General features: G+C 35.5%; 16 protein-coding genes. 3 read left to right on the top strand and 13 right to left on the bottom strand.

Translation table 11 applies throughout. The features are described from left to right. Positions 1-59: 59 nt before the first annotated feature. The 6 genes from J6L95_RS07605 to J6L95_RS07630 all read right to left on the bottom strand — a co-directional run bounded on the left by J6L95_RS07605 (position 60) and on the right by J6L95_RS07630 (position 7,015). Entirely contained in the window at positions 60-761 is a 702-nt protein-coding gene (locus J6L95_RS07605) for a hypothetical protein (protein ID WP_287458667.1), read from the bottom strand. A 47-nt stretch (positions 762-808) separates the two neighbouring features. Next, positions 809-1,066 (bottom strand): HPr family phosphocarrier protein, encoded by a 258-nt coding sequence (locus tag J6L95_RS07610; RefSeq protein ID WP_029071593.1) that lies wholly within the window; start codon positions 1,064-1,066, stop codon positions 809-811. Positions 1,067-1,109: 43 nt separating this feature from the next. Next, complete coding sequence (locus J6L95_RS07615; protein WP_287458668.1) at positions 1,110-2,975, bottom strand: PTS sucrose transporter subunit IIABC; 1,866 nt, start codon at positions 2,973-2,975, stop codon at positions 1,110-1,112. 67 nt (positions 2,976-3,042) lie between these two features. Further along, positions 3,043-3,873 carry an HAD hydrolase family protein gene (locus J6L95_RS07620; protein ID WP_029071595.1) on the bottom strand — a complete coding sequence of 277 codons (831 nt, stop codon included), beginning with the start codon at positions 3,871-3,873 and terminating at the stop codon, positions 3,043-3,045. A gap of 1 nt (position 3,874) precedes the next feature. Next, positions 3,875-6,025: an amylosucrase gene (locus tag J6L95_RS07625; RefSeq protein ID WP_287458670.1), complete on the bottom strand. Its 2,151-nt coding sequence runs from the start codon at positions 6,023-6,025 to the stop codon at positions 3,875-3,877. Between the two features lie 12 nt (positions 6,026-6,037). After that, positions 6,038-7,015, bottom strand: a complete 978-nt coding sequence (locus J6L95_RS07630) for a carbohydrate kinase family protein (protein WP_031589011.1) — start codon at positions 7,013-7,015, stop codon at positions 6,038-6,040. Between the two features lie 243 nt (positions 7,016-7,258). Here J6L95_RS07630 and J6L95_RS07635 point away from each other — a divergent pair, with 243 nt between their 5' ends. After that, positions 7,259-7,759 (top strand): transcription repressor NadR, encoded by a 501-nt coding sequence (locus J6L95_RS07635; RefSeq protein WP_330014156.1) that lies wholly within the window; start codon positions 7,259-7,261, stop codon positions 7,757-7,759. A gap of 31 nt (positions 7,760-7,790) precedes the next feature. Here J6L95_RS07635 and J6L95_RS07640 read toward each other — a convergent pair whose 3' ends face one another. The 4 genes from J6L95_RS07640 to J6L95_RS07655 form a co-directional block, all read right to left on the bottom strand. After that, positions 7,791-8,837: a PTS sugar transporter subunit IIC gene (locus J6L95_RS07640; RefSeq protein WP_031589014.1), complete on the bottom strand. Its 1,047-nt coding sequence runs from the start codon at positions 8,835-8,837 to the stop codon at positions 7,791-7,793. Positions 8,838-8,925: 88 nt separating this feature from the next. After that, on the bottom strand, positions 8,926-9,453 hold the full coding sequence (gene rnmV, locus J6L95_RS07645; protein WP_029071599.1) for a ribonuclease M5: 528 nt from the start codon (positions 9,451-9,453) through the stop codon (positions 8,926-8,928). A 50-nt stretch (positions 9,454-9,503) separates the two neighbouring features. Beyond that, entirely contained in the window at positions 9,504-10,052 is a 549-nt protein-coding gene (locus tag J6L95_RS07650; protein WP_287458672.1) for a DUF4352 domain-containing protein, read from the bottom strand. Positions 10,053-10,108: 56 nt separating this feature from the next. Then, positions 10,109-11,125, bottom strand: a complete 1,017-nt coding sequence (locus J6L95_RS07655) for a protein kinase domain-containing protein (protein WP_287458673.1) — start codon at positions 11,123-11,125, stop codon at positions 10,109-10,111. Positions 11,126-11,261: 136 nt separating this feature from the next. Here J6L95_RS07655 and J6L95_RS07660 point away from each other — a divergent pair, with 136 nt between their 5' ends. Then, positions 11,262-11,663 carry a helix-turn-helix domain-containing protein gene (locus J6L95_RS07660; protein WP_287458675.1) on the top strand — a complete coding sequence of 134 codons (402 nt, stop codon included), beginning with the start codon at positions 11,262-11,264 and terminating at the stop codon, positions 11,661-11,663. Between the two features lie 5 nt (positions 11,664-11,668). Beyond that, complete coding sequence (locus J6L95_RS07665; protein ID WP_287458676.1) at positions 11,669-13,822, top strand: diguanylate cyclase domain-containing protein; 2,154 nt, start codon at positions 11,669-11,671, stop codon at positions 13,820-13,822. A gap of 9 nt (positions 13,823-13,831) precedes the next feature. Here the strand turns inward: J6L95_RS07665 and J6L95_RS07670 are convergent, their stop codons facing one another. From J6L95_RS07670 to feoB, 3 genes are all read right to left on the bottom strand, one after another. Further along, positions 13,832-18,055: a 2-hydroxyacyl-CoA dehydratase gene (locus tag J6L95_RS07670; protein ID WP_287458678.1), complete on the bottom strand. Its 4,224-nt coding sequence runs from the start codon at positions 18,053-18,055 to the stop codon at positions 13,832-13,834. Between the two features lie 78 nt (positions 18,056-18,133). Next, entirely contained in the window at positions 18,134-18,316 is a 183-nt protein-coding gene (locus J6L95_RS07675; RefSeq protein WP_074686305.1) for a hypothetical protein, read from the bottom strand. Between the two features lie 97 nt (positions 18,317-18,413). Continuing rightward, positions 18,414-20,747 (bottom strand): ferrous iron transport protein B, encoded by a 2,334-nt coding sequence (gene feoB / locus J6L95_RS07680; RefSeq protein WP_287458680.1) that lies wholly within the window; start codon positions 20,745-20,747, stop codon positions 18,414-18,416. Positions 20,748-21,129: the final 382 nt, after the last annotated feature.

Below are 21,129 nucleotides of genomic sequence, written 5' to 3' on the forward strand. Positions count from 1 at the left end.
ATTTTATTAAGTCTATTTAATAAAAATATGATCAGCTCATTTGAGCTGATCATTTATTACTATTTCTTTCCATGAAGCTGAGCTTCTTCTTCAGCAGCAACGATTTCTGCAGTCTTCTTGATATTTTCTGCATCTAACTTATGATAAGGTGCATTTAAATAATATTCAATACGACCGATTTTACCTTTGTCCTGCTTTAGAACAACTTTTTCTTCACTCTTACCAGCTGCTCTAGTTGCAACTGTATATTTATCTTCATTTACTGTTTCTTCTTTTACAGTAAATCCAGCTTTGCTTAATGTATCTTTGGCCTGATCTAATGTATCAGTAAGAGATACGCCATAAATCTTATATGATTTATAACCATTCTTTAAGATTGTTACATAGTTAACAGTCTTACCATCTGTTGCATAAACGATTTCACCATTTAATACAGTCATCTTAGTATATGCACTATATGGATCAGCAAAAGCAGCATCACCTTTAAGTTTGTTGTCTGTATTATAGCGAGCAGCAGCAGTCACTTCTGTTAACTCATCTGCAGACTGATAGCGATAGTTGGCACCATCAGAAGCTAAGTTTCCAGAAATACCACCATCTTTAAACTGACCACCATCTGTCTGTTTACGTAACTGTGAATAAGTGCTTTTTGGTGATTGACCAACATAATCAGTTAAATCAACTGTTTTAGCACTTGCACCATTAGAACATCCCACTAAGCAGACAGCTAACGCTGCAAATAAAACATTTTTTAATTTCATTTTAATCTCTCCTTAGTAGGTGAGGGATAAATTCCCACCTGAATCTTTTATAAATTATCCTCGAATACTTTCTTTAACGCAACTTCAGCCTTATCTTCATCAGCACCTTCAGTTCGAATAACGACTGTGTCACCTTTTGCTACATTAGCACCCATGACACTTAGAAGTTTCTTAAGGTCATACTCGTTTCCATCAGCCCATAAAGTTGTATGGCATTCAAATTCCTTTGCTTTTGCTACAACCTGACCTGCTGGACGTGCATGAATTCCTTCAGGATCTTTTATTGTATATGTAAATTCTTTCATATCTCTATCCTTTCTTGAAGTTGTTTAAGTATAAGACTTAATGTTAAGCAGCTTTCTTGATATCAGTTAATGCATCTTTGTTTGTAATAACAACGACAACTGTATCAGAGTATCCTGCCTGTTTAATTTCAGCACGATCAAATGTCAATAATAGATCTCCAGTAGAAATCTTATCACCTTGTTCTACATTAGCACCAAAGCCTTTACCTTCCATGTTGACTGTATCTACACCAACATGAATTAATAATTCTACACCATCATCACTCTGGATACCGATAGCGTGTTTAGTTGGGAAAATCATTGAAACTGTACCATTGAATGGAGCATAAACTTTACCTTCAACTGGTTCAACACCGATTGATGGACCCATAGTTTCAGCAGAGAACATTGGATCAGGAATTTCAGAAGCTGGTACAACTTTACCATTTACTGGTACTAATACTTCACCTTTATCAGTAGTGAAAGCTACTTCTTTAGGAGCTTCTAATCCTTCTGGTTCTGCAGCAGGAATATCATCAGGATCTTCATGCCAGAGAACCATTGTTAATGCGAATGCAATACCACCAGCGATAGCTAACTCAATTGTATAAACTGCAGGATTTGTAATTGTTAAATAACCTGGAATACCAGTAACACCATAAGCAGAAGCGCCTAATTTAGAAATTGCACCGAACCAAGCACCAATAGCACCACCGATCATACCAGCGATGAAAGGTTTCATTAATCGTAAGTTAACCCCGAAGATTGCAGGTTCTGTGATACCTAATGAAGCAGATAATGCAGATGGAATAGCAACTGTTCTCATCTTAGGATTCTTAGTCTTAACGGCAACAGCCAAACATGCACCGAACTGTGCGAAGTTAGCTGCAGATGCGATAGGCATCCAAATGTTTAAATTACCAAAATCTTTAGATGATAATAAACCTGCTTCGATTACGTTGTACATATGATGTAAACCAGCTACGACTGTAATTGGATATACAGCACCCATTACAGCTGAACCGATACCAGCACCAATTGTAATTAATACCTGTGCAGCCTGTAATACGTAAGTTTCAAGTGTTGAGAAAATAGGACCAATAACGATGAAAGTTAAGAATGCAGTAACTAATACTGTAGTTAATGGAGTTACAAATAAATCAATAACAGCAGGAACAACGTCATGAAGTTTCTTTTCAAGCTTAGACATGAACCATACTGAGATAATAACTGGAATTACGTGCCCCTGATAACCTAACTGGTTGATCTGACCTAAAACGTAATCACCAATTCTAACATGTCCAAATAGATACCATACTTTGTATCCATTTGCAGCATTCCAGCCGTTTGTTAAGTTTGAATGAATCATCAATAAACCAACAACAGCGCCCAAGAAGATATTACCACCAAATACTCTTGCAGCAGAAACTGCAACGATTACTGGTAAGTAAGCAAAGGCAGTATTTGAAACCATATCAAGGAATGCGAACCAGTCAGTAGCCGCAAATCCAGGCAATGCTTTACCTAATGCTTCAACAAGACCCATCATTAAACCTGATGCAACGATTGCAGGTAAGATAGGTACGAATACATCACCAAGAGTTTTTACCATTCTCTGTGGTAATGGCTGGTTAGCAGCTGCAGCAGCTTTTACATCATCTTTCGTTGCAGCAGATAAACCAGTAACAGCTAAGAATTCATCGTAAACATGATTTACAGTTCCAGTACCGATGATACACTGTAACTGTCCGTTTGAACTGAATACACCCTGTACTCCTTCAACGTTTTCAAGTGCTTTCGTATCAACTTTATCGATATCAACAATCGCAAGTCTTAAACGCGTAGCACAATGAGCCGCAGAAGCAATATTATCTTTTCCACCTAAGTGGCTATAGATTTCTTCTGCACATTTTCTGTAATCTAGTGCCATTTTTTGTTCCCCTCTCTTTACACTAAATTTTGTGATTTATAAAACATAGAAACTAGCTATGTTCTCACTAAATTAAACCAAGTTCTTCAAACGATCTATAAATACCATCTTCAGTAACAGAAGGCGCAATAACATCAGCCATTCTCTTTAATACCTCACTGCCATTTTCCATGACAACAGAAGTACCGACTGTTTCGATCATTTCTAGATCATTGATAGAATCTCCAAAACCATATGTATCCTTGATATCCACACCCAATGTCTTACAAATACGCTTAATGCCAAGACCCTTATCAAACTTTCTGTTTACAAGATCTCCATTAAGGCAATTATGAGCGGCAACATCCTGAATCATGAATGCGAAATCACCTTCAAGATATTTCTTTGCTTCATCGAGCTGTTCACTCTTATTACACATGATAACAACTTTATAAATTGGACGGCCATCATATTCACTCATTGGCTTAATGCCCAATCCTTCAGCAAGAGCTTTACGCCATCTTTCAATTTCACTGTTACCCTCAGCCTGATCACTTAAGAAATCTCCTAAGCTTTCATCACCAAAAGTTGCGTCTTTTGCTTCAATGGTTCTAAATACACCATTCTTGCCAAGTACATCTAAAGCGATATCACGTTGTCTATCAGACATTGGACAGTCAAAGATGACATCATCACCGACAGTTACATACCCTCCTCCAAGTGCAACTAGTCCATCAAATCCATACTTTAAAAGTGGTGCCAGCATTGCAACATTACGACCAGTGCAAAGGAAAACTTTGTTTCCTTTTGCCTTAGTCATTTCCAATGCCTTAAGAGCACTTTCTGGAGGTGTATTTGAGCCTGGCTCTGTTAATGTTCCATCAATATCAAGGAAAATTAGTTTACCACTTTTACTCATACTATTTCCCTTTCGCTTTTGTACTCTTTGATTTTGTCTTTTTTACTGTCGAAGACTTCTTAGTCTCTTTTTTTGCTGCAGTTTTCACTGCTGGCTTTGTTTCTTTCTTAGCAGCTACAGTTTTAGCTGCTGCTTTAGTTTCCTTGACTTCAGTTTTCACTTCAGTCTTTGTTTCTTTCTTAGCAGCTTTAGCTTTTACTGTTTTTTTAGCAGTTGTCTTTTTTGCTGCTTTTTTAGCTGGCGCTTTTTTCTTTGGCTTAGTTAAAGCTTCAAGATCTGGCGCAGTCATTGTTTTCTTGTTTTCTTTATAAGAATGGAATAACCATACGAAACCATGTGGTGGTAACTGTACAGCTTTTGCTTCACGTTTTTCACCAGTCATTAATTCAATGAAATCTTCTGGTTCATCAATCCATGCTGTCTGTTCATCATCCGCAAAGTTGAATAATGCAATCAGCTTCTGATCATTATAATATCTACCGATACCTAAGATATGATCATTCCATGGTTCAACAATCCATGTATCTGCATTGCTGTCAAATACATCATATGAAGCTCTTAAGATCTGTAATTTCTTGATAGCCTGGAACAACTGTCCCTGTCTAGTAGAAAGATCTTCTCTCATAGCGACATGATCCCAATTCAACTTACCTCTATGAAGGTATCTTGAATCATCCCATTTTAATGGATCATCATGATAAGAATAATCATTAAGCTGACCAATTTCATCACCACTGTAAAGAACTGGAATACCACTTTGAGTAAATAGGAATGCATGAAGAGTAATATCTAAATCAATTGCCATCTTCAATTTCCATTTATTCTGTTCAAAATCAGCAGCTTCAATACCACAAAGCGATGCTGTTGTACCACACATTCTGGCATCACCTAAACGTGGATCATCATTATAAAGTTCACCACGTGACTGAGATTCCCACAATGCACCTTTTAAATAATCATTCAAGTATTTCTTATGAGCTACTTCTTCAATACCGAACTGTCCTAAGAAATCATAATCAAGTCCCCAACCGATATCATCATGACATCTTAAATAGTTAAGGAATGTATATGACTTAGGTAAAGCAAATACAGTTTCTAGCTGATGTCTTAATAATCTAACATCCTTAGTTGCAACTGTATGCCATGTAGAAGCCATTGTTGTAACATTATAAAGCATGTGACATTCTGGCTTATCAACTGTACCAAAGTAAGGTACAACCTTTGAAGGTTCCATAACAACTTCACCTAATAACAATGTACCAGGACATACGATATCAGCAGCCATGTGCATGATTCTAACTAATGTATGTACCTGAGGTAGATTTCGACAAGTTGTCCCTAATGTTTTCCAAATATAAGGAACAGCATCTAAACGAATGATATCTACACCGTTATTACATAAGTAAAGCATATTGGCAGTCATATCATTAAATACAGTTGGATTAGCATAATTCAAATCCCACTGATAAGGATAGAATGTAGTCATTACAACCTTACCAGCTTCATCACACCAAGAGAAGTTTCCAGGTGCTGTCTGTGGGAATACCTGAGGAACTGTCTTCTCAAATTCATTTGGAATATTCCAATTATCAAAGAAGAAATAACGATCCTGATACTCTTTTTCACCAGCTCTTGCTCGTCTTGCCCATTCATGATCTTCTGAAGTATGATTCATAACGAAATCAAGACATAACGACATACCTTTAGCATGACATTCATCTGCAAGTGCAGCTAAGTCTTCCATAGTACCAATTTCAGGCTGAACTTTTCTAAAATCAGATACCGCATATCCACCATCACTTCGTCCTTCAGGTGATTCAAGCAATGGCATTAAATGAAGATAATTAATACGGCATTCTTTTAAATAATCAAGTTTTTCCTTAAGACCTTTTAAATCTTCATTAAAACACTGAGTATACATCAACTCTCCCATCATATCGTTTCCACGATACCAATCAGGGACAGCGAGTCTTGCTTCATCCCACTCTTTAAGAAGTGGTTTTCTTTGTACATAATAATCATGTAGCATTGTACAGAAATAATTGAAAGCTTCTTCATTATTATTGTAGATTTCTGCATAAAGCCACTTTAATTCATCATAATGCTTTTCAAGTCTTTCTTTAAATTCTGGTTCCCAATTTGGATTAATCACAAGATGTCCTCCTTAATAGTTATTGATAAACTGATCTACATCTTCAACATGAGGCATAACTCTTAATGCCCCTTTCTTAGTTGTAATCATTGAAGCTGCACCGTTTGCAAAAGTGATAATTGTTTTAATTTTTTCTTCATCAAGGTGATCAAGACCGTTTTCCAATACACCATTAAGAACACATGCACAGAAAGTATCTCCGGCACCTGTAGTTTCGATTGTTTTATCCTGAAGGAAAGCAGGGATAGTAACATCAACCTGATCCTTATAGATAGCTCTTGATCCGTCTGGACCTAATGAAAGACAAATTAACTGAATATTAGGGTAATGAGACTGTAAATATGCAATTCCATCATCATAATTATCTTTTCCTGTAAACCATAAGATTTCATTATCAGAAATCTTTAATACATGGCAATGTTTCATACCATAATCAAAAGCTTCTTTTGCATCATCTAATGAATCCCATAGTGGTTCTCTTAAGTTAGGATCAAAAGAAATGATCAAATCATTCCTTTCAGCAACTTCGATTGCTTTCTTAGTTGCACTCTTAACTGGTTCATCAGTTAATGACAAAGTTCCAAAATGGAACAAACGTGAGCCTGCAATTAAATCTTCATCTACTTCTTCAGCTTTAAGATTAATATCAGCTCCTGGTTTTCTATAGAATGAGAAATCACGATCCCCATTCTCTAATTTATGTACAAGTGCCAATGTTGTATGTACATCTTCATCAAAACAAAGACCACGTGTACTGATTCCTTGTTCTTCGATAGCCTGTGCTAGCTGTTCACCAAAGCCATCTTTACCAACCTTCCCAATGAAGGCAACCTTTTTCCCAAAACGAGTCAACATTGATAATACGTTACATGGAGCTCCTCCTGGATTAGCTTCAAACATCGGATTCCCCTGTTCCGAAATTCCTCCTTGCGTGAAGTCAATGAGCAGCTCTCCCAACGCTACTACATCAAATTCTTTTAAATCACTCATTATTATACCCCTTTCATGTTGTTTCACTACCATCACTATACAATAATTTTTTTCATGATGAAAGCGTTTCACTTTTCAAATTATAAAAACATGAAAACCTTTCATTTTAACGATATTTTTTATGAAATAATATTTTCACTTGATTTTTTTAAATCTTTTGTATAGGGAGGGATTTTTTGCACTTTTACCAGTTTGTTTGCATTAACTTACTCTTTCTTTTATAATGAGCAAAAGGTGATGAAAATGGATAGAAAACAAAAAGTAATTGAACGTATTACCCAATCTGAAAAACCACTTTCCGCAAGTGCTCTTGCTAAAGAGCTTGGCGTTTCTCGTCAGATTATTGTTGGTGATGTTGCCCTTCTTAGAGCAAGTGGCCATAAGATCATTGCGACACCTCGCGGGTATGTTATTGATCAGCCTTCACTAGGGATTTCAAAAACCATCGCAGTAAAACATGATGATAAAGATATGGAAAAAGAGCTTAATCTTATTATTGATATGGGTGGCTACATTGAAAATGTTATTGTTGAACATCCTGTCTATGGAGAAATCAAAGGAAATATGAAATTAAAATCTCGATATGACATCCTTAAGTTTATGGAAAAAGTCAATAACTATGATGCAACCTCTCTTTCTTCCTTAACAGGTGGAGTACACCTGCATACCATCTACGCTGACTCTACAGAGATTCTTGATCGTATTGAAGAAGCTCTAAAAGAAAATGGATTCTTATTGAAATAAAAAAAACGTGGCTATAAAAGCCACGTCTTTTTTATAGATCTAATTTTAAATCTCCATCTTCAATGAGATTGAAATGTCTCATTATTTTCGCAATTACAAAAGTTAATACTGCTGGCAAGATAAAGCTGATCATAAATAATCCTATCCAATCAAAAGTTGTAATTGGCATTTTCTTTGTAACCCATCCAGTATAGACACCAATCTGTCCAACAAAGCCGCATGTTCCCATACCTGAAGATATTGGTGCACCCTCCATCTTCAATTTAAAGAAGCATGTCGCAATTGGTCCAGTAATAGCTGATGCAATAATTGGCGGTAGCCACACAATTGGCTTTTTGACAATGTTTGGCATCTGCAGCATGGAAGTACCAATACCCTGAGCTACAAGTCCTCCAACACCATTTTCTTTAAATGACATAACCGCAAAGCCGACCATCTGTGCACAGCATCCTGCTAACGCAGCACCACCGGCAAGACCAGTCAAGCTTAACGCAGCACAGATCGCTGCACTTGAAATTGGCAATGTTAAAGCAATACCAACAATCACTGATACGATAACTCCCATCGTAAATGGCTTAAGCACAGTCGCCCAGCGAATAGCTTCACCTAGCGTACTAGCACCCTTTCCAATCACCGGGGCCCACCAGATACTCAATCCTACCCCAATAAGAAGCGTAACAGCTGGTGTTACAAGAATATCGATCTTTGTTTCCTTGGAAACAAGTTTACCAAATTCTCCTGCCAGAATCGCAATTATTAGAACTGCCAATGGCCCTCCAGCACCACCTAAGCTATTTGAAGCATAACCAACAGTAATCAAGGAAAATAATACAAGTGGAGGACATTCTAGTGCCTGTCCAATGGCAACAGCCATCGCTGCTCCAGACATCATTTTTGCGAATGTTCCAATATCTACCAATAACTTAATGTTTGCCTGACTTCCCAGTGTCTCAAGAATTGTCCCCATCAATAATGAGGCAAATAGACCCTGTGCCATGGCTCCTAAAGCATCAATACCATATCTCTTAAGAGATATCTTGACATTCTTCTTTTCTAAAAATGCTTTGATTGTGTTCATAGTAATCTCCCATTCTATACATTTGTCTTGACACATGTATAGAGAATAACATAATTCTATTTATAATAAAAGAAAAAGAAGAATCAAATTACTGATTCTCCTCTAATTTACGTATAATTTCATCTTTTGTAATGCCCACCATGTTAAGACGTTTAAATAATGTCTTCACATTTCCATAACCTAAATGGAACGCATCATATACAGCAAGACGTCTTTTCTTGTTGCCGATGATATCTAAATCAATGAACTCATCCCATGTAATAGAATCAGTAGCATCTTCAAAAGAAACCGCATTTTCAATAGCTTCTACAATAGCACCTTTTCTTGCTTCAGCAATCCCTACTTTTCTTCTGCCAATCGCATCTTTCTTTGCGACAAAGGCATGTTTAGCAACAGGTACAGCCTTCACGACCTTATCTCTGATTCTCATGCCAGGATAATCAGGATCTGTCAAGATGATAACACCTCTTGTCTTTGCAGCCTCTTTTATAAGTGAAATCACATGATCATCAATAGCTGAACCATGTGTTTCGATTGTATCTACATCAAAAAGACTTTTAAGAACCTGTGTGTCTGTCTTTCCTTCAACTACAATTACTTCTTTTATTCTTTTCATATATAATCACCAAAAGAATAATAAAAGAAAATGCTCATAAAGTAAAGAAATTATGCTTTTTTAAGTGCAATACTTCCTTTCTCAGTTCCCCATATTCCCGTTTGTACTTCAAGAATGTTCGTATTTGATTTAGCGATATTTTCATTAACATCAAAGCAGATCATACCTTTCAATGTGGTATCAGGATTTACTTTTTTAAAGATAATGCTTTTATCCCCTAAATACAATGCAGCATCACTGCTTGAATCATAGGTCTTCTTGCCATTCTTCAACTTGAAGAAATCATCCGATACAGTGACAGACTGATCAGATCGATTAGTTACTTCCACACTCAATAACAAATACACCCCTTGTGCTTTCTGATTGATATACTCACTGCCAAGCTGCTTTTTTACACTCATGTCTACAACCTTATATTCCATCTTTCCTACTTTGAGAAGTTCACCTATATGACATGTCTTCTCAACAGAAGTAGTCCCTTCACTTTTTGGTGCACTCTTCTTTTCCTTGCTAGAACCGCCAAACATTACTGAAAGTACAATAATGACAGCTAACACAATAAACCACTTTCTTTTGTAAATAGGCTTCTTTTTTTCCATAATTGCCCCTCCTTTTTTCTTATTATAAAAAGCAAAAAAGACGTTTTGGTATGCATTTAGCATACAAACGTCTCGATAACTTCTTCGATCATCATGAGCAACATTGCGGAAGTAAAAAGGATAATAAGATAGAAAAGCAGTCCAATAAAGAGCTTTTTTATTTTGCTTCCTTTCATAAAGGGAATATGAGAATATAAATTGTTGTAATTAAAAATCATGGCGATAGTAAACATGAACATAAACAATGTCCAAAAACGTAATCCAAACTGTATTTTTCTTTGCGTATCAGTCATTGTGAAAGAACAATAAAGAATAGTCAGATAGACTATTGTTCCAATAATCATATTCACTTTCTTTTTTGATCTAAAGCCAGGAAGCGGTGGAAAATCCGTTTTATTGATTGCCTCCTTCATCTCAATAACATCCTTGTAGCGCTGTGATTGAATGGTCGCTGTCGCTTTGATGACCACTTTTCTAAGTGGACCTTCCACCACCTTTACCGAAGGCAATTCACCAGTAAGCAGGACATTCAATAATACTCCTAATGAGTAGATATCACTCAATGTGGTCGTCTGATTTAATCCAAACTGTTCCGGGGAAGCATAGCCAATTGAACCCAAAACCTGCGTATCTTTTGATGCTTCGCTAAGATGTCTAGCAATATCAAAATCACCGAGGATGACTGTCTTGCCGTCATAGAATATATTTTCTGGCTTAATATCTCGATGAATAATAGGAGGTGTTACATTATGGAGAACATGAAGAATATCACACAGCTGACTCACTATCATCTTTATTTCTAAAAGAGAGAGTTCATGTGTTTTCATATAATCTGATAATAAGGGCTTATCAATATATTCTTCAATGACAATCAGCTGATCATCTTCTACTTCAATCTCTTCAATTTTAGGAATCTGAGTATCAAGATGAGAAAGCTCACGATAGAGCTTTTCATAGGATAAAGGAAGAATACGTTCAATAAATGGTGTATGAATGATTTCTTCTCTTTCAACTTTAAAAATGCTTTTCTCTTTTGAAGTCTTAATCACTTCAAGATGACTATAGTTCTTCATAATATTCCCCTTATAATTATATATCAATTATAGATGTTGATATATTAATAGACAAGAAGTAGTCAAACTTATTAATTATTTGACTTATTCTTGTCTTTGAAAAGTTGCCGTTATAAAATTAAATTGGTGAGTACATTTGAAAACAAGTGAATTAATGAATGCGTTAGAAAACAATAATATCGATGAAATCATCGATATTATTCCTAATACAAGTTTTCCTGATTATTTTGAAGCATTACGTAAAAAATATAAATTAAAGAAATCTGATATTATCAAGAAGGCTAATATTGATCGTACTTATGGATATCAGATTATTAATGGAACACGCAACCCGGATAAAGACAAGGTCATCTGTCTTGCATTAAGCATGAAACTGACTCTAGATGAAACGAATCGCCTTTTATCATTAAGCAATAATGGCAATCTCTATGCAAAGATGAAAAGAGATGCGATCATCATTTATTGCATTGTTCGCAAAGCTGGTGTCATGAAGACAAACGAAATGCTTCATACTCATAATTTTGAGATATTGGAGTGAGTGAATTGAAACGAAAAAAAGTTGGTCTTTTTATTGAGAACTCTGATCATTACAATATGGAAACGATCAGAGGTGCTTTTTATGCCTGTCTAGAATTAGATCAGGATTTAGTAGTTTTTACTGGTTCTGGTACGACCAAAAGAGGGAGTTTTGAACATCTCTTAAATAAGAACTATGCCTATGAACTTTCGGATTATATGGACATGGATCGTATTCTTATACCCGTTGGATCAATTATGATCGGTCAGAATAATATGAATAAATATCTTGGCCATTTTAAAACCCCTATTATCACTCTTAATTATGATAATGACAATTACTATTCTTTCTCCTTCGCCAGTGATAGCATCAAGGATATTGCGAAATATTTGATTGCTCAAAAGAAATGCAAGAAGATTGCTTTTATTGGTGGTCCTGTCAATAAACATAGTACTTATACAAGATTGCATTCTTTCAAGGAAGCCTTAAAAGAATACAATCTTGAATATGATGAAGAATATACCTGTCATTGTTCTAACTACACTAGACATAATCACGATAGTATTAGACCTTTTTTGATATCTCATCCTGAAATAGATGGTATCATCTGTGTTACAGATAAGCTTGCTTACTGCTGTTATGATATATTAAATGAAATGAATGTCCAGATAGGAAAAGACATCCTTATCGCTTCATTTGATGATGAAGTCACTTCCGCCTATCAGACACCCCCATTAGCTAGCGTGCATGCTGATAGTGCATACCTTGCCTTCACCGCTGTATATCGCAGCAACAACCACTATGAAAAAGTAAATGAAATCATTTCTACAAAATTTATGCCTCGTGAATCCATCGGCATTTCCAACAATGATAGAAACTACGTTCACTATTTCCTCTTTCACTCTTTATTAAAGCATGAACCACTTGACCATATCGCACAAGGATTAGCTATTTATCTTTGTGATGATAAGATTATCTTTAATGATCAGCTTTATAATCACATTGTTGATCTTTTCCATAATTTATTATTATCACATGATCAATGTGATAATAATATACTCAGAAAAATAGATGAACTATTGCCTTTAGTATTGACCGAAAATTCTTCGGCTCATATTGATATTATTAAACTAAACTATATTGTCGATGAAATCTATCAATTAAAATCACAGATATTAAAGCAGAAGATTGATCGTACACATATTCATATTTATCATCAGATTATTATGCGTTATCATTCTATCAGGTGTAATCTTTATAATACACTTACTGGTCATCTTCTTAATATCAATATTATCAATAGACTTTCAATGTTAAATAACAGTTCTTATAAGTTTCAAAATATGATAAGTGAGTGTATTTCTCTATTGAATATTAAACATGTTATGATTCTTACTTTCCCTTCTGTTGTTCATTTTGAACAGAATAAGAGTATTGAACCTCCTGATGAATTGAATATCCTTCTTTACATCAAAGATGGCAAACGTCAATCTCTTTCTACTGATCATTGTCAATTAGAAGATGTATTGGATTTTTTCCCTTCACATTATAAGAGTGTGTCTTCTCTTTCATTTAATAATGATAATTATGGACTATTAATCACTGATCATCCTTTTACTAGATTAGCTGATATTGACTATATTTCATCTCAGCTGGGTGCTTCTATATTTATTACAAATATGCTTGAACATTTGAATATGACATCCATCACTGATGAACTTACTTCCATCTATAATCGTAGAGGAATCCAGAAAAAAATTAGAATTATTCTTAATAATCTTAAAGAAAATGAATATGCTTATGTGGTCTTTATAGATTTAGATAAATTAAAAGAAATCAATGATCGCTATGGTCATGAAAGTGGAGATTGTGCTATTATCATGGCTTCCAAGATTTTACTTGAAGCTTTCCCAGATGATATTGTTGGACGAGTAGGTGGAGATGAATTTCTAGTTGTAATTAAACCTGATCATATGAAAATAATCGAACATATCGATGATCGTATTGAAGCAGCTACTAAAGCATTAGAAAAAGAATATCAATATCCATTTACTGTCTCTTTATCTTATGGTATCAGTATCCTTGATTATTATACTGATGAACATACTATAAAAGATGTCATCGATGCTGCTGATAATTTCATGTATGAACGTAAAAGAAAAAGACGCTCAAAGTCCTGAGCGTCTTTTTTATGCGTCTAAGTTTTTAAATGCGGTAGAAAGCATAAGCTTAATTCTGTTAAGCTGATTTGTTTCTGATGCACCTGGATCATAATCGATTGCGACGATATTTGATTTTGGATATTTCTTTCTTAATGCTTTAATGACACCCTTACCTGTTACATGGTTAGGTAAACATCCAAATGGCTGCATGCAGACAATGTTTTCTACACCTTCATCAATAAGTTCAATCATTTCTCCAGTAAGGAACCAGCCTTCACCAGTCATGTTTCCAAGGGAAACAACTTCCTTAGCTCTATCAGCGATAGATTGAATTGGTTCTGGAGCAGTAAAGCGTTTTGATGCTTTTAATGCCTTGATCATATCTCTTCTTAAGAAATCAACAATCTTGATAGCCATATTGCATAGCTGCTTTGTCTTCCAGTCTGTATCATAATGCTTATGTTTAAAGTTAGCGTTATAGAATGAGTATTGGAAGAAATCAATTAAATCAGGCATAACTGCTTCTGCCCCTTCTCTTTCAATAACATCTACAACCTGATTATTGGCTGTTGGATGGAATTTCACAAGGATTTCTCCAACTAATCCTACACGTGGTTTTTTGATATTAAGCAATGGTAATTCATCAAAGTCTTTTACAATAGCATAGACGTTCTTCTTGAATTCTCTCATTGAACCATTTTTAACATTCTTCTGACATTTTTCAATCCATGAATGGTAAAGTTCATTTGCGGATCCTTTGACTTTTTCATAAGGACGTACACGGTAAAGTACTCTCATGAATAGATCACCATACATAGCTGCAATGACGACTTTCTTGCCTAGCTTATAAGTAATCTTGAATCCTGGGTTGGATTCTAATCCTGATAAGTTGGCAGAAATAACTGGAACATGTTCAAGATGCGCATCTTTTAATGCTTTTCTGATAAATGCGATATAGTTTGTAGCACGACATCCTCCTCCAGTCTGAGAAATAATAAGGGCTGTCTTATTGGTATCATATTTTCCGCTTTGTAAAGCTTCCATCATCTGTCCTGCTACAAGGATACTTGGATAGCATGCATCATTGTTTACATATTTCAAACCAGCATCGGTTGCTCCTTTATCTACGGAAGGAAGGACTTCGAAGTTATACCCTTCTGAACGCATTGCGGTTTCTACAAACTGGAAATGAATTGGAGACATCTGTGGACAAAGGATTGTCCATCCATCTTCCTTCATTTCTTTAGTAAATGATGGTTTATCTAATTCATAATGTTTACTTAAATCAATTTCATCGCATCTCTTCTTTACAGTTGCTTTCAATGAACGAATACGAATTCTGATTGGACCAAGGTTTGATGTTTCATCAATCTTGATTAATGTGAAGATCTTGCCTCTAGCCTGTAATAATTCCTGTACCTGATCAGCTGTAACCGCATCTAGACCACATCCAAATGATGTAAGCTGAACAAGATCAAGATTCTTTTGTGTAGAGACAAACTCTGCTGCACGATAAAGTCTTGAATGATAAGTCCACTGATCGACAACACGATATTCGCTCTTTTCATTTGCAAGTTCACATACTGAATCTTCAGTAAGAACCGCAAATCCTTCTGATGTAATCAAGTCAGCGATACCGTGATTGATTTCTGGATCAACATGATAAGGTCTACCAGCTAAGACAATACCTGGTTTATTATGTTCTTTCATCCATGCAAGAGCTTCCTTGCCCTTTTCACGAATGTCTTCTCTAGAACGTTCTAATTCTTCATAAGCCTTATCAATAGCTCTCTTTAATTCCTTATCAGAGATATTAAATTCTTCTGCTAATTCTTCTTTCAAGATATTAAAGAGTGTCTTTGGATTATTAAGCGATACAAATGGGTTCTTATAGTTAATGTCATTCAATTGGATGTTATCGACATTATTCTTAATTGTTTCAGGATAACTTCCAACAATTGGACAGTTATAATGATTACCTGCATCATTATATTCTTTTCTTTCATAAACAACCGATGGATAGAAAATAAAGTTGATATGTCTATGAATAAGATTTTCTATATGACCATGTGCTAATTTTGCAGGATAGCAGACATTTTCACTTGGAATAGATTCAATTCCCTTTTCAAATAGCGCCTTGCTTGAACGTGCTGATAAGACAACACGGAATTTAAGCTGAGTAAAGAATGTATACCAGAATGGGTAGTTTTCATACATGTTCAATACTCTAGGAATTCCGACATACCCACGGCTTGCTTCTTTTGGAGATAAAGAACGATAGCCAAAGATACGCTTGTTCTTATACTCATATAAGTTTGGATATTTCTTAGATGTAAGTGGTAGTCCTGCTCCACGTTCACATCTGTTTCCTGAAATAAACTGGCGGTGATCATTGAATTCAGTAACCGTCAGCATACAGTTGTTTGTACATAAGCCACAGTTTCTCATTGATGTTGTATATGTCAACTGTGATAATTCTTCTTTACTTAATAAAGTAGAAGGATCACCATCATCATTTTCAATGGCAATTCTTGCCATACCGTAAGCTCCCATCAATCCAGCGATATCTGGACGTGTGACTTCAATATTTGTTTCTTTTTCAAATGCTCTTAAGACAGCTTCATTATAGAAAGTACCACCCTGTACAACAACGTGAGTACCAATATCTTCCTTGCTTCTTAATTTAATAACCTTATATAAGGCATTCTTAATAACCGAATAAGAAAGACCAGCACTAATATCTTCAACTGAAGCCCCTTCTTTTTGAGCCTGTTTTACTTTAGAGTTCATGAAGACTGTACAACGTGATCCTAGATCCATTGGATGTCTTGATTTTAAGGCTAATTCTGCAAATTCTTCAATGGTATATCCTAATGATTTAGCAAATGTTTCAAGGAATGATCCACAACCAGCTGAACATGCTTCATTTAATGAAATGTTCTGGATAATATCATCTTTAATAGTAATAGCCTTCATATCCTGACCACCAATATCAAGAATGAAATCTACTTCTGGATCATAAGCTTTAGCAGCTGTATAGTGAGCAATTGTTTCTACTTCACCATAGTCAACCTTAATCGCATTTCTAATTAATGCTTCACCATATCCAGTAACCCCAGATTTAGCAATATAGGCACCTTCTGGCAGCATATCGTAGACTTCCTGCATAATATTGATAATCAACTGTAAAGGATTTCCTTCATTGGAACTATAGAATGACCAAAGAATAGCACCTTCTTCATCAGTTAAGATGACTTTAGATGTCGTTGAACCTACATCAATACCAACATAGACTTTACCTTTATGCTTCTTAAGACTATGTTTTCTTGTAATATGTTGAAGATGTCTTTCTCTAAATAAACGTAGTTCTTCTTCATTATTGAAAAGAGGCTCGATTTCATCAGTAAGCTCAGTCTTTACATTTTTAAGTACTTCTAGCTTATCAATCAAATAAGAAAGCTTTTTCGCTTCACCATCTTTTTCTTTCGCATTAAGACATGCTCCCATAGCTACGAAGAGCTGTGAGTTTTCTGGAAAGATGATTTCATCATCTTTAAGACCGATGGTTTCAATAAATCTTTGTCTTAACTGATCAAGGAAGTAAAGTGGTCCACCTAAGAATGCAACATTTCCTCTAATTGGCTTACCACAAGCCAATCCTGAGATTGTCTGATTAACAACAGCCTGGAAAATAGAGACAGCGATATCTTCTTTAGAAACACCATCATTGATAAGTGGCTGTACATCAGTTTTCGCAAAGACTCCACAACGTGATGCAATTGGATAAATGGTCTTATAGTTCTTAGCTAATTCATTAAGACCTGATGCGTCAGTCTGAAGCAATGTGGCCATCTGATCAATGAATGCACCTGTCCCACCAGCGCAGGTACCGTTCATTCTTTGTTCAAGAGCACCATCAAAATAAGTGATTTTTGCATCTTCTCCACCTAATTCAATAGCAACATCGGTTCTTGGAATATATGTTTCAACTGTCTTTGTACAGGCAATAACTTCTTGAATAAAGTCCACATTTAATGATTCAGCTAATGACAGCCCACCTGATCCTGTCATTGCAACATGAACTTCAATATCACCAATTTTATCTTTAACTTCACCAAGTACACTCTGAACAGTACGTCTGACATCTGAGAAATGTCTAACATATTGGGAATAAAGACATTTATCTTCTTCGTCTGTCAAATATAACTTAACTGTTGTTGATCCAACGTCAATCCCTAAGTAATATTTCACAATTACGCCTCCTTTTTTGATATAAGCAGTTCAAATAATAATAACTGATTATATCTTTTTTATCAAATTATATGCATGTTAAGATTTAATAATTTCAATCATAGTTTCATATAAACATTTTGCTTTCTTTTGTGAAAAAGCACGTCCATTGTTCTTCCATCCGCGATATGTAGAGTAATTAATACCAGCTTTTTCACAAATGATACGCATATTAAAATAGATACATTTTTGTTGAACAATTCTCTTGTAATCTTTATCCATGACAACCTCTCTATACCACTTTTTTGTATCATAAACATGATTATGGTATAGAATTTTAACACATTTGTCAATGCAAAAAAGGGTGTATAACACCCTCTTAAATAAGATTAACGATAACATAAATGACAAAAGAAACAACCCATGCAATCACACATTGCCATAGTACAACACCGATTGCCCAGCGTGCTCCTAGCTCTCTTTTTATTGAAGCAATCGCAGCCACACATGGTGTATAAAGAAGACTAAAGACAAGCAAAGAAGCTGCTGATGCAGTAGTGAGCACACTGTCAATTTTCATACCTGAAAATAACACCTGCATAGTTGAAACAACACTTTCTTTTGCCATAAAACCACTGACAAGAGAAGTGACAATACGCCAGTCTGCTAATCCCAATGGTGCAAACACTGGTACTAGCCATCCAGAAATCATCGAAAGAATGCTTTGATGGGATTCTTGTACCATATTAAAGTGAATATCAAATGATTTCATGAACCAGATCAATACGGTAGCCATAAAGATAACAGTAAATGCTCTTTGAATAAAATCTTTTGATTTCTCCCATAACAATTGAGCAACATTCTTTACACCCGGCATACGATAATTAGGAAGCTCCATCACAAAGGGAACAGCTTCACCTTTAAATAAAGTATCCTTAAATACCAGCGACATAATAATAGCCATAATAATACCCAATAGATACAATCCTGCCATCACGATCGCACTGTAAGACTTAAAGAACGCACTCGCAAAAAAGGCATAGATTGGCATCTTGGCACTACAGCTCATAAATGGTGTCAATAAAATAGTCATACGACGATCACGTTCACTAGGCAATGTACGTGTTGACATAACTGCCGGTACAGTACAGCCAAAACCAATTAACATTGGTACAATACTACGTCCAGATAGACCCATTTTTCTTAATAGCTTATCCATCACAAAAGCAACTCTGGCAATATAGCCACTATCTTCAAGCAATGAGAGGAAGAAGAACAATGTCACAATGATTGGCAAGAAGCTAAGTACGCTTCCTACTCCTTCAAAGATTCCATCAATGACTAATCCATGTACAACTGGATTTACATGTACACTTATCATCCATGCATCTACAAGGGATGATACTTGAGCAACACCTTTAGCTAACAGATCCTGGAAGAATGCTCCAATAACATCGAATGTTAAATAGAAGACCATCATCATAATCAATATAAACATAGGAATGGCTGTATATTTACCAGTAAGAATACGATCAATAGATTCAGAACGCAGATGTTCCTTACTGATATGTGGTTTTACTACCGCCTTCTTGCAGACTTTCATAATAAAACCAAAGCGCATATCCGCAATGCTGGCATTTTTATCAAGACCACGTTCTTTTTCCATCTGTAAGACAATATGATCAATGGTTTCTTTTTCATTATCATCAAGCTGTAAAGCTTCTTCTATAAGCTTATCCCCTTCAATCAGTTTGCTTGCGGCAAATCTCACAGGAATATGTGCACTTTTGGCATGATCTTCAATGAGGTGTCTTACTCCATGAAGACATCTATGCACTGCCCCATTGTGATCATTCTTATCACAAAAATCTACACGTTGTGGTATCTCCTGATACTTAGCCACATGAATAGCATGTTTAATAAGCTCATCCACACCTTCATTCTTAGCTGCAGAAATAGGAACCACCGGTACACCTAGTTCTGCTTCTAATGTATTGATATCAATATATCCACCATTATTTTTTACTTCATCCATCATATTCAACGCTACTACAATAGGAATATCCATTTCTAATAGCTGCATTGTCAAATAGAGATTTCTTTCTATGTTCATAGCATCAACAATATTAATAATGGCATTTGGCTTACTCATTACATAATTACGTGAAACAATCTCTTCACTTGAGTAAGGAGAAAGCGAATAGATACCAGGAAGATCTGTAATATGAGCATAGGAATACCCCCTGATAATTCCTTCCTTCTTATCCACTGTTACCCCAGGAAAGTTTCCTACATGCTGAGAGGAACCAGTAAGCTGATTGAACAGTGTTGTCTTACCGCTATTTTGATTACCGACTAAAGCAAACGTCAATCTCTCCTGATGTTCAGGTGCCTTTCTTTCTTTTCTTGGCTTAAAGACATCTTCTTCTCCTAAACCAGGATGTTTCTTCTCTTTAATAGAAACCTTCTTTTCTTCTTTAATACTATCAATAGGTACAACTTCAATCTTAGCTGCATCTTCTAATCTTAATGTTAACTCATACCCATGAACACGAAGTTCCACAGGATCTCCCATTGGTGCATACTTGATTACGCTAATATCCACGCCAGGAATAAGACCCATATCAAGAATATGCTGTCGAAGAGCACCTTCTCCACCAACAGAAGTGATTCTTCCACTTTGTCCAATATTTAAATCATTAATAGTTTTCATACATTCCCTCACATACATTTACACCCTAAAGCTAGTACACCCTAACCTGTTTGTCAATATAAATTAGCGCAAACTAACTAAAAACACACCCGCAGGTGTGTTTTAGTTTATTATACTTATTAAGAATACTTCCGATTTTATAACCACTTACTAATGATAGGAGAGGATATGAAAGTTTATTAAATTTTACTTATGTAATGAATAATATAAATTCATACCAATTAATACGAGTATTAAAAAAAAACGCTAAGTTTAAGAAAAATGTTGCTACTAGATCATTAAATTTAGCTTAACACCTGATTTTCTACTTTATAGCCACCTAACTTAAGTCATGATTTTTTAAATAATTGTAAAATGATCTTAAAAGGTCAGGTGAGTGCTA

The organism is Kandleria sp., assembly GCF_017934775.1.
Taxonomy (GTDB): domain Bacteria; phylum Bacillota_I; class Bacilli_A; order Erysipelotrichales; family Coprobacillaceae; genus Kandleria; species Kandleria vitulina.

What these genes read in the sequence shown, in the direction of transcription:
- J6L95_RS07605 (WP_287458667.1), bottom strand. Translation starts at nt 761, where the DNA reads ATGAAATTAAAAAATGTTTTATTTGCAGCGTTAGCTGTCTGCTTAGTG.
- J6L95_RS07610 (WP_029071593.1), bottom strand. Translation starts at nt 1,066, where the DNA reads ATGAAAGAATTTACATATACAATAAAAGATCCTGAAGGAATTCATGCA.
- J6L95_RS07615 (WP_287458668.1), bottom strand. Translation starts at nt 2,975, where the DNA reads ATGGCACTAGATTACAGAAAATGTGCAGAAGAAATCTATAGCCACTTA.
- J6L95_RS07620 (WP_029071595.1), bottom strand. Translation starts at nt 3,873, where the DNA reads ATGAGTAAAAGTGGTAAACTAATTTTCCTTGATATTGATGGAACATTA.
- J6L95_RS07630 (WP_031589011.1), bottom strand. Translation starts at nt 7,015, where the DNA reads ATGAGTGATTTAAAAGAATTTGATGTAGTAGCGTTGGGAGAGCTGCTC.
- J6L95_RS07635 (WP_330014156.1), top strand. Translation starts at nt 7,259, where the DNA reads ATGGATAGAAAACAAAAAGTAATTGAACGTATTACCCAATCTGAAAAA.
- J6L95_RS07640 (WP_031589014.1), bottom strand. Translation starts at nt 8,837, where the DNA reads ATGAACACAATCAAAGCATTTTTAGAAAAGAAGAATGTCAAGATATCT.
- rnmV (WP_029071599.1), bottom strand. Translation starts at nt 9,453, where the DNA reads ATGAAAAGAATAAAAGAAGTAATTGTAGTTGAAGGAAAGACAGACACA.
- J6L95_RS07650 (WP_287458672.1), bottom strand. Translation starts at nt 10,052, where the DNA reads ATGGAAAAAAAGAAGCCTATTTACAAAAGAAAGTGGTTTATTGTGTTA.
- J6L95_RS07655 (WP_287458673.1), bottom strand. Translation starts at nt 11,125, where the DNA reads ATGAAGAACTATAGTCATCTTGAAGTGATTAAGACTTCAAAAGAGAAA.
- J6L95_RS07675 (WP_074686305.1), bottom strand. Translation starts at nt 18,316, where the DNA reads ATGGATAAAGATTACAAGAGAATTGTTCAACAAAAATGTATCTATTTT.
- feoB (WP_287458680.1), bottom strand. Translation starts at nt 20,747, where the DNA reads ATGAAAACTATTAATGATTTAAATATTGGACAAAGTGGAAGAATCACT.